Consider the following 16,957-nt stretch of genomic DNA (forward strand, 5'->3'; position numbering starts at 1 on the left):
GTGACCTGGGTCTCGATGGCACGAGGGTAGTCGCGGGGCTCTCGGCCGGCCACGGCTGCCCACTCCGTCGCGCCGAGTGGCCCCCGCCGCGCGCCCGACGGCCCGTGCTGGCCGGTCCCCGCCCGGGTCGTCTGCGCGGGGCGCCTTGATCGACACGGGTTCCTTGAAGTCGGGGCGTCCTGGTGAGGTGGACGCCCCGACTTCAAGAAACCCGTGTTGACCTTGCGGCGTGCCGTGGCCGCGTCGGGCCGTGGCCGCGTCGGGTCGTGACCGCGCCGGGCCGTGGCCGCGTCGGGCCGGATCGGGTCGGGCCGTGGCCGCGCCGGGCCGTGGCCGCGGCGTGCCGTGCCGCGCCGGGCCGGATCGGGTCGGGGCGGGGCGGCTCGGGTGGTCCGGGTCGCGTTGCGGGCGGGTGCGGCCCGCCGGGTCGGGTCGGGTCGTTAGCGTGACGGGGTGACCACCGACCCGCTCGCCCCGTTGCTCGCGCTCGCCGACATCGCCGCCGCCGTCGAGCAGGCCCGCGAACGGTTCGACCAGGCGCTCGGGCACCGGGCGCTGCGCCGGCACGGCGGACAGGTCGCCGCCGAGGTCAGCCTGCGCTGCGCGGTGGCCAGCGCCGCCCTGGAGGGGGCCGGACACGAGCGCGAAGCCGTCCGGGCCGGCACCGTCACCGACCCGGTGCTGCAAGGGGCGCTGCGCGTCGCCGGGGCGTTGCCGGGCCTGAGCGAGCTGTGGCCGAAGGCGCCCCGCCAGGCACTCGCGAAGCTGCACGTGCTCGCCGCCCGGGACCTGGTGCCGGAAGCCGAACTGGGCCGCCCGGTGGCCGACCCCGTCGTCGCCACCCGGCTGGACGGGCTCGCCGGCCTCATCGCCGGTGGCACGAAGGTCTCCCCGTTGGTGCTCGCCGCCGTCGTCCACGGGGAGCTGCTGAACCTGCGCCCGTTCGCCGGGCCGTCCGGCGTCGTGGCGCGCGGAGCCGCCCGGCTGGTGCTGCTCGCCACCGGCCTCGACCCGCGTGGCCTGCTCGCCGTCGACGTCGGGCACCGCGAGCGGGAACCGGAGTACGTCGGCGCGGCCGGTGCCTTCGCCACCGGCACCCCCGACGGGCTGCGCTCCTGGCTACGCCACTACATGGCGGCCGTCGAGGTCGGCGCCGACCAGCTCACCACCATCGGAGACGAGATCCTCGCCGCCGCCTGATCAGTCCCGCCACCCCGGAACGGCCCGTCCCGCGACCTGAAGGCCTGGGCAGGTGGGCGAGGAACGGTCAGGCGGTGGTGGCGGCCCGGGTGCGACGGTGCCGCCCGTACCAGGCGATGCCGATGGCCACACCCACCCCGACCCCCAGGGCCGCCGCGGCCACCGGAACCGCAGGCCGTTCCCGCCAGCGCCGGCCCAGCGGGATCGGGTGCCGGAACTCCAGCACCGGCCACGCGTTCTCCGACGCCAACTTGCGCAGCTGCCGGTCCGGGTTGACCACGCTCGGGTGGCCCACGCACTCCAGGAGCGGACGATCGCTGTACGAGTCAGAATAGGCGTACGAATCAGCCAGGTCGTAACCCCGGACGGCGGCCAACTCGCTGACCGCCTCCACCTTGCTCGGGCCCGCCGCGTAGAACTCGACCTCGCCGCTGTACCGGCCGTCGCGCACCGTCATCCGGGTGGCGATCACGTCGGTCACCCCGAGCAGCTCGCCGATCGGCCGGACCATCTCCTCGCCGGAGGCCGACACCAGCACCACGTCCCGCCCAGCCGCCTGGTGCTCCTCGATCAGAGCGGCGGCTTCCGCGTACACATAAGGGTTGATCAGCTCGTGCAGCGTCTCCGCGACGATCTGGCGGACCTGCTCCACCTGCCAGCCCTTGCAGAGCGCAGCCAGGTAGTCCCGTGTTCGGGCCATGGTCTGCTCGTCGGTGCCGCCCAGCCGGAACATCAGCTGCGCGTACGCCGACTTGACCACGTCACGCCGAGTGATCAGCCCGTCCCGGTAGAACGGCCGACCGAACGCCAGGGCGCTCGACTTGGCGATGACGGTCTTGTCCAGATCGAAGAAAGCGGCACTTCGGCCCACGGCGCGAAAGTCTAGCCGGATGGTCTATCGTCGGCGGGTGCCCGGGGTCATGCCACCCCTCAGACCTGCGGGCTGGCAGCACCATCTCCGCTCCGCGTGATCACGCTCACACTCTGCGAGGAGATTTTCGCACTGAGTGGAGTCGGCACCACTCGACGTGACGGGCCCGCTCAGGCAGACTTGTCCGTACGACGAGCTTTCACATCCTCGAAACAGGCAGACCCTCAGCGGTTGCACCCCCCGTGACCGCTGAGTGGTTCGGCTCGACCCCCCCGGAGCCGAACCTCCGACGACCCCCGTCTCCCCCCGACGGGGGTCGTCCCTTTCCGGTGGGAGCGCGCCACCGCAGCTCACGCTGATGAGCCGCACGCCGACTAGCCTGCCCCCATGGCCACGCCGTTGGACCTCTCCAGTCCGGTCGCGCGTCGGGAAGCGCTCCGGATGGTTGACGTGGACGATCCGGTTCCCCAGCACGCGATGCTCCGTGAGATCTTCGACCTCGAACGAGCGTGGCGCGAAGGTCCGGACCCGGGCGAGAACGACGAGTACGAGCAGATTTACCTGGCAGCGTTCCTGCTGTTCCTGATCGGCGATCCGGCGGACTCACCCCGCCTGTACGGGGCGAAGTTCCGCACCGGCGACATGGACCTGGGCATCGGCTTCGATGCGCAGGCGATCTTCGGAGCGGGCACCGGCGAAACGCTCCAGTGGCTCCTGGACAACGGCTACACCGACGAGCACGCGCATCTGTCTCAGTGGCTGTCGCAGGGGGCGGACCCCACGATCGAAGACTGGGCCACGCACGTACGCCGGTACTTCTACTCCGCAAACGGCGCGCTGCGCCTGGATCCGCTCTAGGCGCACGCAGTTTCAGCCGTCCGGCCCTCGCGGCCTTGGCGATGAGGTCCTTGAACTGAGCGGGTCGGATTCAGCCCTCCCGCCCGAGCTCGTGGCGGACAGTGCGATCGCCGCGTGGCGGGTAATTTGCCGAACGGGACGAGCTGAGGAGGTAACGGGTGGCTGCTGGTGGCTTCTCGTCGAAACGGCTGGCTCGGGTTCGGGGGTTGCTTGAGCATCACGTCGAGTCCGGCTTCGTCCCGGGCGCGGTGGTCGTCCTCGCCCGGCACGGTGAGGTGCACATTGAGGCAACGGGTCGCCTCGCCTTCGAGGGGGCGGGGTCGCAGACGCCGATGGCGGCCGACACGATCTGTCGCCTGGGCTCGATGACGAAGCCCATCGTCGCCGTGTGCGCGATGACCCTCGTCGAGGACTGCACCCTCCGCCTCGACGACCCGGTCGACGATCTCCTGCCGGAGCTGGCGGACATGACAGTGCTCGCCGATCCGCACGGCCCACTGGACGACACCGTCCCGGCGGCACGGCCGATAACGCTGCGGGACGTCCTGGACGGCACCCTCGGCACGGGCATGGTCCCCGCCGAGCCGGGAACGGTACCCATCGCCGACGCGCTGGACGCTCTCGTTTATCCGTCGATGGACGAGTGGGTCCGCCAGCTCGGCGCTCTTCCCCTCGTCCACCAGCCGGGTGAGCGTTGGATGTACGACACCGCCGCCAACGTGGCCGGTGTGCTCATCGCCCGGGCCACCGGCATGTCCTTCGGGGATGCCATCCGGGAGCGGGTCTGCAAGCCACTGGGCATGACCGACACCGCCTTCCACGTGGGTAGCGAGAGCATCGGCCGGTTCGCGACCGCGTACGAGCGCGACAACGCCGCCGACCGCGAACCGGTTGTCGAAGACGCTCCCGACGGACGGTTCAGCCGACCGCGGTTGTTCGAGTCCGGGGGCGGCGGGCTCGTGTCCACCGCCCAGGACTACCTCGCCTTCGCGTCGGCTCTGCTCGCGGGCGGCACCCATCGCGGTGAGCGGGTGCTGTCCCGGCCGGCGGTGACGCTGATGACGAGCGACCACCTGACCTCGGAGCAGAAGGCCAACTCCGGGTTCTGGCCGGGGTACTTCGACGCCATCAGCTGGGGGCTCGGGTTGTCGGTCCGCACCCGCCGTACGCACCTCGGGCCCTCGATCGGCAGCTACGGCTGGCCCGGCTTCTATGGCACCGCCTGGTACAACGATCCCGCCGAGGACCTGACGGCGATGGTGTTCATGCAGCGGGCGCACGCGGGCGACCAGCGGCTGCCGATGTGGCACGACTTCTGGACCACCGTCTACCAGGCGATCGACGACTGACCGCAGCGTTCGCTTCCCGGTCGGGCACCCGCCCCTGGCCGCGCGGTAATCCCGAGGCCCTCAGCGACACAAGCCAGGGTGAGAGTCACCGAGGCAATGGGGGTTCGGGTGGGTCCACCGAAGAAGCGGGACGAGGACTGGTTCACCAGTCTCTACGCCGCCGAGTACGCGCACATCGTTCGATACGGCCTGCGTCGGCTCATCGACGGGGATGCCGCAGCGGAGCTGGCGCAGGACGTCTTCGTCGTCGCCTGGCGTCGCCGCGTAGAGGTGCCTGACCGCAGTCTTCCCTGGCTGTACGGGGTGGCTCGTCGTCTCCTGGCGAACCAGTGGCGGTCGCGGCGTGCCGCCCCGGATCTTCTCCCGATCACCAATGTCGACCTTGCGCGGTTGGCCGGATCGCCGGGTGCGGACACGACCGTCGGGGTCGCGGACGTCCGGACCGCGTTGGCCACCCTCAACGAGCTTGATCAGGAAATTCTTCGGCTGGTCGGCTGGGAGGAGTTGACGGTCTCCGAGGCGGCGAAGGTGCTCGGCTGCACCGGACCAACCGCGGCCGTGCGGCTCCATCGCGCCCGGCGTCGTCTGGCCGACGCAATGGCGGACCGGCCCGCGCAGACCCGTCGTAGCCCGGTGTTGGTGACCATTCGAGAGGATCTGTGATGTTCGGAGCAGAGCGCACCCGTACTCTTCTCGGCCCGGCCGACCCGGCCCGAACCGCCGCCGTCGAACCACCGCTGGTCTCGGCGCGCGAGCTGATCGACCGCGCCGGCGCTACCGACACGGCCGCCGGGCATCGTCGCGTACGCCCGACCCGCCGGCTGGTCCTGACGGCCGGGACGCTGGCTGTCGCGGCCGGTGCCGTGGCGGTGCTCCAGCCGCTCGGCGAGGGCGCACCGGACACTCCGGGCGAACCGGCGGCAGCGGGGTTGGTGCTCGTGCCGGTCGCGTACCAGTTCGACGCGGATCCGCCGGCCGCCGGCCCGCAGCTGCGCATGCTGGCCGACAAGATCAAAGACGCGGCGTACGACCACCAGAGCGGGCGCTACATGTACCACCACACGAAGGTGTGGGGCGATCCGGTGATGACCTCAGCCGACGGCCGCCACCACGTGGCCTTCGCCAGCGAGACGAAGCTCTGGCAGGCCGTCGACGGGACCGGTAACCAAGTCAGGACCCAACTGGAGCCGCAGTACCCCGACCAGGAGTCTCGGGACTACTGGCAGCGCGAGAGCCTTGGGCGACCAGCAGCCACCGGCACCCCCGCACCGAGCGTCATGCCGCTGCCGCCGGAGGAGCTCAGGCAGCCATCGGCCGACCCGTCCGAGCTGCGGGAGCGGCTGAAGGTCGAGTACGGCGCGGGGTCGGCGAGCAAGTGGGTCGGCACGCTCTATGGGCAGTACGTCGTGCCGCGTGCGACCCGAGCGGCGGTCCTGCGGGTTCTCGCCGACGTGCCCGGCTTCCGCTGGCGGGGGCAGGTCACGGACCGCGCCGGCCGCAATGGAGTCGCCGTCACCTTCGACGACCGCGAACACGACCAGCAATCTCTTCTGATCTTCGATCCGAGGACGGGCGAATTGCTCGCCCATGAGCTGTTGACGCTGTCGCCCATGCGGATCAGCTCGTACGAGGTGATCCTCGATGCCGCCTGGACAAATCAGCCCGGCTGACCACCGACTCGCGGGGCCGCTCCGCTCGGGAGCGGCCCCGCTGTCTTCACCGCAGCGGCGGTAGCTGCGCAGCTGCCCGCGCTCGTAGCAGATCAACTGTCTCAGCGGAGGTTTTCCACAGGCCACCAGGTTGTCCACAGGCGACGGCATCGGGGCGGCTCGTGGGGCGGATTCCGAGCAGGGTCGGCGGCATACCAGAGCCCGACCGCTGGAGGCCGCGATGCCACCCCGTACCACGGTTCCGCCGATCCGCCGGCTTCCGCTGGTCGTCACCGGCGACGACGATCTGCTCGATGATGTGCTCCGGCTCGCCGCCGTCGGCGGGACGGAGGTGGAGTTCGCCCGCGACGCGGCGGCTGCCCGTACCCGTTGGCTTCCCGCACCTCTGGTGCTGCTCGGCGCCGACCAGGCGCAGGCGTGTCTGCGGGCCCGGTTGCCGCAGCGGCCCCGGCTGGTGCTGGTCGGCCGGGCCGGTCAGCTCGACCCCGGCTGGCAGGTGGCGGAGCTGATCGGGGCCGAGCACGTCGCCATGCTGCCGGCCGCGGAGCCGTGGCTGGTGGATCGGTTCGCCGAACATGATCCGGACCGTCCGGCCGGCGTCGGCGCCCGGGTCGTCGCGGTTCTCGGTGGTCGGGGCGGTGCGGGCGCGAGCGTGCTCGCCGGTGGCCTCGCGGTGACCGCCGCCCGGGCCCGGCTGCGCACCCTCCTCGTCGACGCCGATCCGCTCGGTGGTGGCCTCGACCTCGTGCTCGGCTGGGAGCAGTTGGAAGGCCTGCGCTGGCCGTCGCTGACCTCCGCCGACGGACGGGTGGACGCGCCGGCGTTGGTGCGGGCCCTGCCCAGTCGGGGTGATCTCGTGGTGCTCTCCTGGGATCGCGGCGAGATGCTGGCATTGCCGGCGACCGCGATGGCGGCGACTGTCGACGCCGCCCGGCGTGGGCGTGACTTCGTGGTGATCGACCTGCCCCGACAGCTCGACGACGCGGCGGTGGTGGCGTTGCAGGCCGCCGATCAGGCGTTCGTCGTCGTGCCGGCCGAGCTGCGCGCCACCGCGGCGGCCACTCGGGTGGTGGCCGCAGCCGCCCCGCACTGCGCTGCGCTCTCGGTGGTGGTGCGTGGGCCCGCCCCGGGGCGGCTGCGGGCGGCGGAGGTGGCACGCGCGTTGGGCCTTCCGCTGGCGGGCACGCTGCGCCCCGAGCCAGGGCTCTGCCGTGGGCTGGAGCGGGGTGAGGCGCCGGCCGCCGGGGGAAAGGGCCCACTGGCAGCACTCTGCCAACGGATCGTCACCGACCTGACCGGCGTGCCGGCCACTGGTGCGGCATGACCGGCCGGCCGGAGGACGGCACGCTCGCCGCCCGGGTGCGGCAGCGGATCGCCGCCGCCACCACCCCGGTCACCGCGGCGGCGATCGTCTCCGCGGTACGGGCCGAGCCGACCGCCGCGGTGCTCGGTGACACGGCCATGCTGCGCATCGCCGACCGGGTACGCGACGACCTCGTCGGCGCTGGGCCGCTGGCGCCGCTGCTCGCCGACCCGGAGGTCACCGACGTCCTCGTCAACGGCGCTCGGGTCTGGGTCGACCGGGGGTCGGGGCTGCATCAGGTCGCCGTTCCGTTGGGCTCGGTGGACGACGTCCGCCGGCTGGCGCAGCGGCTGATCGCCAGCGCCGGGCGGCGACTCGACGACGGCTCCCCGTACGCGGACGCGCGCCTTCCCGACGGCACCCGACTGCACGCCGTGCTGCCGCCGGTGGCCACCGAAGGTCCGTACCTCTCCCTCCGTACCTTCCGGCATCGGCCGTTCACCCTCGACGAGTTGGTGCGCCAGGGGACGGTGCCGCGACCGCTGGCACCACTGCTCGCCGCCGTCGTCGCGGCCCGGCTGGCGTACCTGGTGACCGGTGGCACGGGCTCGGGCAAGACGACGTTGCTCAACACGCTGCTGGGGATGGTGCCGGCCACCGAACGGATCGTGCTGGTGGAGGACGCCGCCGAGCTGCGTCCGGGGCATCCGCACGTGGTGGGGCTGCAGGCGCGTACCGCCAATGTGGAGGGCACGGGCGTGGTCAGTCTCGCGGACCTGGTGCGGCAGGCGTTGCGGATGCGCCCGGACCGGCTGGTGGTCGGGGAGTGCCGGGGCGGTGAGGTGGTCGACCTGCTGGCCGCGCTCAACACCGGCCACGACGGGGGTGCCGGCACGCTGCACGCCAACACACCGTCCGACGTGCCGGCCCGGTTGGAGGCCCTGGGCATGTTGGGTGGGTTGCCCCGCGCCGCGCTGCACGCCCAGGTGGCGGCCGCGTTGCAGGTGCTGTTCCAGGTGCGACGCGGCGATCAGGGCCGGGTCCTGGAGTCGGTCTGCCTGCTGCTGCCCGAGGGGCCCGAACGGATGGTGACAGTGGTGCCCGCCTGGGTGCGCGGCGGTGGGCTCGGGCTCGCCGCCCGTGCTCTCGGGGCGCTGCTGCGGGAGCGTGGGGTGGCGGTGCCGCCCATCCTCAGCGAGCCGTGGCCCGGATCGGCGGGTCCGGCATGACCGCCCGGACGATGCTGGTGGCGGTGCTGCTCCTGGTCGCCGCTGCCCTGGTGGCATGGCCCGTACGGAGCGTGCGGGCCCGTCGACGTCGCGTGCTGACGCCGGGGCGGAGGGCCGGCCGTCTCGATCCGGATGACGCCCTGGTGCAGTGGATCAGGGAACTCGGCAGCACTCCGGACTTGCTGGTCGACCGCACCGGCGCTGCCCCGACCTCGGGTCATCCGGTCCGGATCACCGATGAGCCGGGTACCGCTGCCGGTGTCAACGGAAGGCGGACGGCGCTCGGCTGGCCCGACCGGGACGTCATCCGCAGCCCGAGGTGGCCGGGCGTGAAAGGCGGCTTCACCCGTCCGGAGGGCCCGACGCGTCCGCCGGCCCGTCGAGATCCCCGACGTCCGATCGGCAGCGCCCGGCCGGAGGAGGCCACCACCATGCTCGACGTGGAACAACGGCCTGCGTCGGCGGCCACGGTCACGATCGGTGTCGGTGTCGGTGTCGGTGTCGGTGTCGGTGTCAGCGACGGGGACGGGGACGGGGACGGTCCGCCCGGCGTCCCCGGCCCGGCAACCGCGGACGGGCACGGCGACCTGGATGCGGGTTGTCGGGGCGACGTGTCCGGTGCGGCGGCGGCCGGCGGATGGGCGATCGCCAATCGCCACGACGACCTGCGCGTCGGCCCGACCGGCAGAACGCCGAGTACGCCACCGTCGGTGCGCATCTCCCGATCGGCGACCCGGGTGCTGCCACTGGTCGGCCTCTTCGGCGGCGCTGTGGGCGCCGTGGTCGGTGGTCCGGTGGCGGCGGTGGCGATGGCCGGGTACGGCACGCTGGCAGTGCGCGCCGTGCTGCGTTGGCGACTGAACCGGAGCGCCGAGCGGACCCGACGACGTGGATTGGACCAGCTCTGCGGCCTCGCGGCGGACCTGCGGGCCGGGCTGCCCATCGCACGTGCGCTCGACGTCGCGACCGTGGAGCGTGACGGGGCTGGCCGACTCCGCCAGCTGACGTCGGCGGCGGTGCGGTTGGCCGACCGGACCGGCGCGCCGCTGGCGGAGCTCGTCGAACGGATCGAGGCGGACGCCCGGGCGACCGATCGGGGCCTGGCCGCAGCGGCAGCCCAGGCGGCCGGTGCGCGGGCTACCGCCTGGCTACTGGCGGCGCTGCCGGTCGGCGGGATCGGCCTGGGCTACGGCATCGGTGTCGACCCCATGGCGGTGCTCCTGCACAGCACAGTCGGCGGTGCCTGCGCCGTTGCCGCGGTCGCTCTTCAGGCGGTGGGTCTCCTCTGGGCGGAACGGCTGGGCGCGACCCCGGGGCGGGCCGGATGACGGCCCGGCGCCCTGCCGGCCAGGCCGGCCCGACGGACCAACGCAGGGCAACGGGCCAGCAGGTCTCAGCGGTCCAGCCCAGTGCAGCGGGCCGGCCCAGCTCAACGGGCCAGCCTGATGCAGCGGGCCAGCCCAGTGGAGCGGGCCAGCCCCGCTCAGCCCGTCGGCGGCGGCCGGACGCGATCCGGCTCGTGGCGGCGCTGGGTGGGCTCGCCGTGGCCATCGTCGTCGGGGGTTGGCTCGGGCTGCTCGGTGCCGTCCCGGCCGCGTTCCTGCTCGATGTCCTGCTGCGGCGGATCGAGTCGCCCGCTGCGCGCAGGCGGCGGCAGCAGGAGGCCGCCGACCTGCCGCTCGCCGCCGACCTCCTGGCCGCGGCGATGCGGGCGGGCGCCCCGGTGGACCGCTCGGTGCTGGCCGTCGCCGAGGCGTTGGACGGGCCGCTCGCCGGCCGGTTGGCCCGGGTGGGCCGCACGCTGCTGCTCGGTGGTGGTCCAGCGGAGGCGTGGTCCGCCCTGGACGGAGTGCCCGGCGCGGATCGGCTGACCTCGGCGGCGTTGCGCTCAGCCAACAGTGGTGCCGCCCTGGCCGGCGCACTGACCCGGCTCGCCGACGACCTGCGCGCCGACCGGGCCACCGCCGCCGAGGCGTCGGCCCGCCGGGCGGGTGTGCTCATCGTCCTGCCGCTGGGGCTCTGCTTCCTGCCGGCGTTCATTCTCGCCGGACTCGTGCCGGTGATCGTCGCCGTTCTCGGCGACGTGCTCTGACCCATCGAGAAGGGAAAACAGTCATGCGCAAACTCATCGCTCGCCTGCGCGGCGATGCCGGAATGAACACGGCCGAGTACGCCGTGGGCACCCTCGCCGCAGTCGCCTTCGCCGGGATCCTGCTGAAGGTGCTGACCTCCGGCAACGTCCAGTCGGCGCTGACCGCTGTCATCGACCGGGCACTGAAGTGATCAGGCGCCGGCGGGCCGGCCGTCGGTCAGGATCGAGCGTTCCCGGGCTGGCGGCAGGCGGCGGGCGCAGATGTCGCCTCCTCGTCCGGGCCGCTGGTGGGGACCGGGGGTCCTTCACCGCCGAACTGGCGGCCGGCCTGCCGGCGCTGCTTCTGCTCCTGCTTGCCGGCCTGACCGCGGTCAACGCCGTCAGCGCGCAGGCGGGCTGCCTGCACGCGGCCCGGGAGGCGGCGCTCGCCGCCGCCCGGGGCGCGGACGGCGACGCGGAGGGTGGCCGTGCGGCGCCGCCGGGGGCGGCGGTGTCGGTGTCCGTCGAAGGCGACCGGGCGCACGCGACGGTAAGGGCACCCGTCCGGACGTTGGGCGGGCGGCTACCCCGCATCACCGTGGTCGCCACCGCCGTCGCCGCCGTCGAACCGGGTGCAGACGAGGGGAGTTGGTAGTGCCGCGAACTGAGGATCCGCCACGGCACGCCAGTGACCCACCGGCTGCCGGAGGCCTTGTTGCTCGCCGGCGGGACCGGCAACGCGGTGGCGCGACAATCCTGCTGCTGGCGATGGGGCTCGTCTTCGTGCTGTTCGGGACGTTCGGCGCGGCCATCGTCGCCGCCGGCATGGCGAGTCAGCGGGCGGCTGTGGCAGCCGACCTCGGCGCGCTGGCCGGGGCCGCCCGGGCGCTCGACGGCGACGCGGTGGCCTGCGCGTCCGCGTCCGACCTCGCCGGTCGCAACGACGGCCGCCTGGTCAGCTGTCACCTCGACGGGCTGGACGTGCTGGTGACAGTCGAGGTGGCGTTCACGCCGCTACCCGGCCTGACCCGGGTGGCTGCGGCGAGCGCCCGTGCCGGCCCGGTGCGGGGCTGACCCTCGCGGTGGCGCTCTACTAACCGCCGCCGCGGCCAGCACAGGGCGCCGCCTGTGGAGGGCGGGCGCGGCCGGTGGAGGGAGGGGTTTGGCCCGCATCGCGGCGTCAAAGGGCCGCCGCCGGTGCACTACGTCGGCAAGACCGCCACGTTCCGAGCGGAAGTCCGGGCTGACGCGTGGTCGAAGGAACCAAGGGTCCTCGTCGGATTGGTGGGTGCTTTGGAGCTGAATCGCATACGACATCAAGGGCGATGCGTTTACGGCATCAGCTCCAAAGGGGCGACCAGACCAGTCAGGGGGTCGAGTCACCAGCGGCGGGCCGTCTGGGGCAGCGCGGTCCGATGGCCTGCCGGCCGGCGGCAGTGCGGTTCAACGCTCTGCCGGCTGGGGGCAGTGTGGTCCGATGGCCTGCCGGCCGGGGCAGTGCGGTCCAACGGACTGCCGTCCCGGGAGTGCGGGCCGGCCGGGACTGGTCGAGGTCCAGGTCCCGGCCGGCAGCCGAGGATGGGTGGCCACGACGGCGACCGCTGAGGGTCATCGCACTGCCCTCGTCCGGGCCGGGTGCGTCAGCGGGACTGGAGCGCGTCGAGAGCGACGGCCATCGCGATGACCAGGCGACGGTCGATCTGCGGGTGCTGCACCTCGACGACGTACTTGTCGCGCAGGCCCCACTTCTTGATCACGGAGAAGACCGGCTGGCCGCCCGCGGTGAAGTCGAAGTGGTACGGCAGCCAGGACAGCGAGTCGACGAATCGACGCAGCAGCGCCACCGGCATGCTCCGCTCCTGGCCGGTCACCTGCGGCAGGCCGGCCTGCTCGACGTGCCAGGTGGAGCGCAGCAGCGACTGGGCGAAGTCCTTACGGAACAGGCCGATCGGGTTGCCGGCCGCGTCGGTGACGTCGTACGTGGCGCCGAGGTCGATGCGCTGGCGGGCCTTGAAACCGAGCAGTGGCTGCTGCTTGGAGTCATCCGTGTAGATGGTCACCTGCTCCTTGAAGGCGAGCCGCTTCTGCTGCGCGAACGCCAACAGCTCACCCTCGCTGCCGTCCGGGGAGACCGCCCGGACCTCGTACTGGTTGACCATCATGCGCAGGCGCTGGCGGATGTGGAACTGGTGCTGGCCCTGCAAATTGTCGAGCTGCATGTGAACTCCTCTGGGGTTGGTGCGCCGGAGTCTCGCACAGCCCGACAACCGTCGTGCCCCCTGCGGTCCATGATCAGTTGCTGCTGGGTAGTCGTCGGGCCCGTCGGACGACTACCCAGCCCGGAGTGATCACTGGTGCCCTTGCAGGATCACCCCGGCAGACCTCAGCGACTGTCGACGGAGGTCGCGGCCCGCAGCGCCCAGGTGTTGAGCACCTGGTGGATGCCGCGCAGCCGCTCGTTGATCTGTTCCAGCCGTTCCGCCTGGGCCAGGGCGGCCAGTGCCGACCCCAGCGCGATCTGCTGGTCGAGGGTGAGATTGTCCTGGTCGATGGTGTAGAGCAGGTCGACGGTCTCGGCGATGGTGTCGGCCACAGCTTCTCCTCGGGCACGGGGGGCGATCAGCAACAAAGGCATCGATGGAAGCGCTCCCACATCATTGTGCCCCGTGCCATGCCGGTTCATGCAAGCTGCTCAGCGCGGCAGGTTGGCCAGCACCACGTCGAGCACCCGGATCGCGTCCGGTTTGGAGAGGGGGTTGTTGCCATTGCCGCATTTCGGTGACTGCACGCAGGATGGGCATCCGGTCTCGCAGCCGCACTCCGCGATCGCGTCCCGGGTGGCCCGCAGCCACGCCGCCGCCGTCCCGTACGCCCGCTCGGCGAACCCGGCGCCACCCGGGTGCCCGTCGTAGACGAAGACGGTCGGCGCTTCGGTGTCCGGGTGCAGTGCGGTGGAGAGCCCGCCGATGTCCCAGCGATCGCACGTGGCCATCAGCGGCAGCAGGCCGATCGCGGCGTGTTCGGCGGCGTGCAACGCACCCGGCACCTCGGCCGGCTGGACCCCGGCGAGGGTCAACGACTGCGGCGACAGGGTGAACCAGACCGCCACGGTGCGCAGCTCCCGGGTCGGCAGGTCGAGCGGCCGGGTGTCGATCACCTCGCCGGTGGCGATGCGCCGCCGCTGGTACGACACGACCTGGCTGGTCACATCCACCTCGCCGAGGAACATGCCGACCGGCCCGGCGTCCACGTAGGAACGCACCGACACCACCGACAGGTCGGTGACGTCGCGGGCGTGGGTGGACCAGTCCGGCTCCTCGGCGTGCACCAGCGCGCACCCGTCGACGAGGTCGAGCTGGTCGACCACGTACGAGACGCCCTGGTGCAGGTAGACCGCGCCGGGGTGCAGCAGGAAGTGCGAGGAGCCGCCGTCGACGGTGCCGAGCAGCCGGCCGGTCGACGACTCCACCACGGCGACCGGGGCGCCGCCCTCGCCGCGCAGGTCCACCTCGGGTCGCTCCCGGTGCCGCCAGTACCAACCGGTGGGCCGTTGCCGCAGTGCCCCCGCCGCGACCAGCTCGTCGACCGCCTCCTTCGCCCCGTCGCCGAAGAGCGCCAGGTCGGTCGGGGTGAGCGGTGCCTCCGCCGCCGCGCAGGCGAGCTGCGGGGCCAGCACGTACGGGTTGGCCGGGTCGAGCACCGTCGCCTCCACCGGTGCCCCGAAGATCGCCTCCGGGTGGTGCACCAGGTAGGTGTCCAGCGGGTCGTCCCGCGCCACCAGCACCGCCAGGGCCTCCTGCCCGGAACGCCCGGCCCGGCCCGCCTGCTGCCACAGTGACGCCCGGGTGCCCGGGTAGCCGCAGATCAGCACCGCGTCGAGCCCGACCAGGTCCACGCCCAGCTCCAGCGCGTTGGTCGAGGCCAGGCCGAGCAGGTCGCCGTGCAGCAGCGCGCGTTCCAGCTCGCGCCGCTCCTCCCGCAGGTAGCCGCCCCGGTAGGCGGCCACCCGGTCGCCGAGCCCCGGCACCGCGTCGTCCAGCGCCCGACGCGCGTTGGCGGCCACCACCTCGGCGCCCTTGCGGGATCGGACGAACGCGAGGGTGCGTACCCCTTCGGCGACGGTGTCGGCGAGCAGGTCCGCGGTCTCGCGCAGCGCCGACCGGCGGACCTGCCGGAGGTCGTCGTGGTCACCGCCGCCCTGCGGCGGCACCGACCGGGAGGGGTCGTCGCCGGTCGCCTGCGGCGGCACCGGGGACGACAAGGCTGGTGGCACCGGCGGGGACGAGCCCGCGTCGGGTGGCAGCAGCGGCGGCTCCCAGAGCGCGAAGGTCACCCCGCCCCGGGGGGAGGCGTCCTCGGTGACCGCCGTCACCGGCAGGCCGGTCAACCGCCCGGCCGCGGTGGCCGGGTCGCCGGACGTCGCCGAGGCGAGCACGAACACCGGGGTGGCCCCGAACCGGGCGCACTGCCGGCGTAGCCGACGCAGCACGTGCGCGACGTGCGAGCCGAACACGCCCCGGTAGGTGTGGCACTCGTCGATCACCACGTACGCGAGGCGGCGCAGGAAGCCGGACCACTGGGCGTGCCCGGGCAGGATGCCGTGATGCAGCATGTCGGGGTTGGTCAGCACGAACCGGGAGTGCCGGCGGATCCACTCCCGCTCGGTGCGTGGAGTGTCGCCGTCGTAGCAGGCGGGGCGTACCCCTTCCAGTTCCAGCGCGGCGACGGCGCGCAACTGGTCCGCGGCGAGCGCCTTGGTCGGCGCCAGGTAGAGCACTGTGGCCCGGGGGTCGGCCAGCAGCGTGGCCAGGGCCGGCAGCTGGTACGCCAGGGACTTGCCGGACGCGGTGCCGGTGGCGACGACCACGTGCTGGCCCTCGTACGCCAGGGTGGCCGCCTCGGCCTGGTGCTGCCAGGGCGCGACCACGCCGCGCCCGGTGAACGCCGTGCGCAGTTGCGCCGGTGCCCACGACGGCCAGGGCGCGGGCACTCCGGTGCGGGCCGGCACCCGCTCGACGTGGGTGACCGGGTCGGCGGCGCCCCGGGCGCGCAGCCGGCGCAGCAGGTCGACCGGCGCTGGCCCGGGGCCGGGACCAGCGGATACGGTGGCCGCGGACGACGACTCCAGGTCGTCGCGCGGTGCGTGGCGCGCGGAGCTGAAGTCGTTGGAGGTCACGCCCTGCACTCTCGCACTGGTGTTCGGAGATGAAAAGTCGGACACCGGGGTAAGGGAAGCCTCCGCTGGCGTCCGCAGGCCGCCCCGGCGGTAGTGGTTAGATGCCCACGAGAGTTTACGGCTCTGGCGAGGAGGACCGATGGAGCTGTCACTGGCGACCCGCACCGTGGGCGAGCACACGGTGCTCGAGGTCGGTGGTGAGGTGGACGTCTACACCGCACCCCGGCTCCGTGAACGGCTCCTCGAGCTGATCGACGGTGGGGCGCGTCACGTGGTGGTCGACCTCGGTCGGGTGGACTTCCTCGACTCCACCGGGCTGGGTGTGCTGGTCGGCGCGCTCAAGCGGCTCCGTTCCGCCGGCGGTTCGTTCGCGTTGGTCTGCGACAAGGAGCCCCTGCTCAAGATCTTCCGGATCACCGCACTGGACCAGGTGTTTCCGCTGCACCCGACTGTCGACGCGGCGGTCAGCGCCGACTCGGCGGGCGCCGGCGCGTGATGGCGACAGTCAAGCTCTCGTTCTCGCCCGCGCCGGTGCACGTGCGTACCGCCCGTCTGGTCGGCGTCGCCGTCGCCCGACGGGCCGGGGTCCGCGAGGACCTGCTGGACGAGGTGCGCCTGGCCATCGGTGAGGCGTGCACCCGCGCGGTCGCCCTGCACCGGCAGTACGGCCTGGCCGACCCGGTGCTGGTGGAGATGTCCGACGGTGGCTCGTACGCCGTGCGGGTGGTGGACCGGGCGCCGATCGAGGCGGGCATCGGTCTGACCGCGCTGCCGCCGGACGAGCTGGCCAACGAGTCGCTGACCGACGAGGCGCTGACCACCGGCGTGGGCTTCGCGCTGCTCGCCGGTTTCGTCGAGGACCTGCAGGTGCGCCCGGTCGACGAGGGCATCGGCACCGAGGTACGGATGGTGTGGCCGGTCGGCCGCTGAACGGTTCCGCTGCGTAGGTCGCGTCCCCAGCTGGGGATGCGGCCTTCTTTGCATGGACCGGGCCCTATATCAGATTTCGTTTCATAACACAGCGACGAAGATCATCGCGACACGGTGCCACCTGGGTGTGACCTCCAACACTGAGGAGGGCTACAGTACCCGGGTTGTCAGCAAGTGACCCATCCCGCAGCCAGCGGGTATGGGTGGTCATCGCTGGTCCGCTGGTGGGTTGGCGCGCGCTTGCGAGTCCGCATCCAGGCGTCGGTCAGTGCGTCTCCACTCACCGGCGCGATTGTTCGG

The 16,957-nt window shown here is 72.8% G+C and carries 18 protein-coding genes; 14 read left to right on the forward strand and 4 right to left on the reverse strand.

Going from position 1 to position 16,957, the window contains the following annotated elements; translation table 11 throughout:
- Positions 1-453: 453 nt before the first annotated feature.
- On the forward strand, positions 454-1,200 hold the full coding sequence (locus ACX27O_RS02895; RefSeq protein WP_210858057.1) for a Fic family protein: 747 nt from the start codon (positions 454-456) through the stop codon (positions 1,198-1,200).
- 67 nt (positions 1,201-1,267) lie between these two features.
- Here the strand turns inward: ACX27O_RS02895 and ACX27O_RS02900 are convergent, their stop codons facing one another.
- Positions 1,268-2,071, reverse strand: a complete 804-nt coding sequence (locus ACX27O_RS02900) for an HAD family hydrolase (RefSeq protein WP_030334188.1) — start codon at positions 2,069-2,071, stop codon at positions 1,268-1,270.
- A gap of 387 nt (positions 2,072-2,458) precedes the next feature.
- On the opposite strand from ACX27O_RS02900, the gene ACX27O_RS02905 reads away from it, so the two are divergent.
- From ACX27O_RS02905 to ACX27O_RS02955, 11 genes are all read left to right on the forward strand, one after another.
- Positions 2,459-2,929 (forward strand): hypothetical protein, encoded by a 471-nt coding sequence (locus ACX27O_RS02905; protein ID WP_247675164.1) that lies wholly within the window; start codon positions 2,459-2,461, stop codon positions 2,927-2,929.
- A 158-nt stretch (positions 2,930-3,087) separates the two neighbouring features.
- The gene (locus ACX27O_RS02910; RefSeq protein ID WP_210858055.1) at positions 3,088-4,278 is read left to right on the forward strand and encodes a serine hydrolase domain-containing protein; all 1,191 of its coding nucleotides are present in this window, start codon (positions 3,088-3,090) and stop codon (positions 4,276-4,278) included.
- Positions 4,279-4,386: 108 nt separating this feature from the next.
- Positions 4,387-4,941: an RNA polymerase sigma factor gene (locus ACX27O_RS02915; RefSeq protein ID WP_358124209.1), complete on the forward strand. Its 555-nt coding sequence runs from the start codon at positions 4,387-4,389 to the stop codon at positions 4,939-4,941.
- Entirely contained in the window at positions 4,941-5,948 is a 1,008-nt protein-coding gene (locus ACX27O_RS02920) for a CU044_5270 family protein (protein WP_030334205.1), read from the forward strand. Before ACX27O_RS02915 ends, ACX27O_RS02920 begins: the two co-directional genes overlap by 1 nt.
- Before the next feature lie 220 nt (positions 5,949-6,168).
- Positions 6,169-7,272, forward strand: coding sequence for a septum site-determining protein Ssd (gene ssd, locus ACX27O_RS02925; protein WP_210864988.1), 1,104 nt, complete (start codon positions 6,169-6,171; stop codon positions 7,270-7,272).
- On the forward strand, positions 7,269-8,480 hold the full coding sequence (locus ACX27O_RS02930; protein WP_030334209.1) for a TadA family conjugal transfer-associated ATPase: 1,212 nt from the start codon (positions 7,269-7,271) through the stop codon (positions 8,478-8,480). The genes ssd and ACX27O_RS02930 overlap by 4 nt, the downstream gene beginning before the upstream one ends.
- Positions 8,477-9,808 (forward strand): hypothetical protein, encoded by a 1,332-nt coding sequence (locus ACX27O_RS02935; protein WP_458938904.1) that lies wholly within the window; start codon positions 8,477-8,479, stop codon positions 9,806-9,808. The genes ACX27O_RS02930 and ACX27O_RS02935 overlap by 4 nt, the downstream gene beginning before the upstream one ends.
- A gap of 182 nt (positions 9,809-9,990) precedes the next feature.
- Entirely contained in the window at positions 9,991-10,572 is a 582-nt protein-coding gene (locus ACX27O_RS02940; protein ID WP_458939101.1) for a type II secretion system F family protein, read from the forward strand.
- Between the two features lie 23 nt (positions 10,573-10,595).
- Positions 10,596-10,763: a DUF4244 domain-containing protein gene (locus tag ACX27O_RS02945; RefSeq protein ID WP_081883916.1), complete on the forward strand. Its 168-nt coding sequence runs from the start codon at positions 10,596-10,598 to the stop codon at positions 10,761-10,763.
- A 47-nt stretch (positions 10,764-10,810) separates the two neighbouring features.
- Positions 10,811-11,206 carry a TadE family type IV pilus minor pilin gene (locus ACX27O_RS02950; RefSeq protein WP_357637398.1) on the forward strand — a complete coding sequence of 132 codons (396 nt, stop codon included), beginning with the start codon at positions 10,811-10,813 and terminating at the stop codon, positions 11,204-11,206.
- Complete coding sequence (locus ACX27O_RS02955) at positions 11,206-11,625, forward strand: Rv3654c family TadE-like protein (protein ID WP_458938905.1); 420 nt, start codon at positions 11,206-11,208, stop codon at positions 11,623-11,625. The genes ACX27O_RS02950 and ACX27O_RS02955 overlap by 1 nt, the downstream gene beginning before the upstream one ends.
- 566 nt (positions 11,626-12,191) lie before the next feature.
- On the opposite strand, the gene ACX27O_RS02960 is transcribed toward ACX27O_RS02955, so the two are convergent.
- The 3 genes from ACX27O_RS02960 to ACX27O_RS02970 form a co-directional block, all read right to left on the reverse strand.
- Entirely contained in the window at positions 12,192-12,770 is a 579-nt protein-coding gene (locus tag ACX27O_RS02960; protein ID WP_210864987.1) for an LURP-one-related/scramblase family protein, read from the reverse strand.
- Between the two features lie 164 nt (positions 12,771-12,934).
- Positions 12,935-13,144 carry a hypothetical protein gene (locus ACX27O_RS02965; protein WP_030334221.1) on the reverse strand — a complete coding sequence of 70 codons (210 nt, stop codon included), beginning with the start codon at positions 13,142-13,144 and terminating at the stop codon, positions 12,935-12,937.
- 99 nt (positions 13,145-13,243) lie between these two features.
- A complete protein-coding gene (locus ACX27O_RS02970) occupies positions 13,244-15,679 on the reverse strand; it encodes a DEAD/DEAH box helicase (RefSeq protein ID WP_458939102.1) in 2,436 nt (811 codons plus the stop codon).
- 187 nt (positions 15,680-15,866) lie between these two features.
- Here ACX27O_RS02970 and ACX27O_RS02975 point away from each other — a divergent pair, with 187 nt between their 5' ends.
- Both ACX27O_RS02975 and ACX27O_RS02980 read left to right on the forward strand, forming a co-directional pair.
- Positions 15,867-16,223: an STAS domain-containing protein gene (locus ACX27O_RS02975; RefSeq protein WP_030334225.1), complete on the forward strand. Its 357-nt coding sequence runs from the start codon at positions 15,867-15,869 to the stop codon at positions 16,221-16,223.
- Positions 16,220-16,657 carry an ATP-binding protein gene (locus ACX27O_RS02980; protein ID WP_030334228.1) on the forward strand — a complete coding sequence of 146 codons (438 nt, stop codon included), beginning with the start codon at positions 16,220-16,222 and terminating at the stop codon, positions 16,655-16,657. The genes ACX27O_RS02975 and ACX27O_RS02980 overlap by 4 nt, the downstream gene beginning before the upstream one ends.
- The last annotated feature ends 300 nt before the right edge of the window (positions 16,658-16,957 follow it).

This window comes from Micromonospora sp. SD19 (assembly GCF_054462275.1).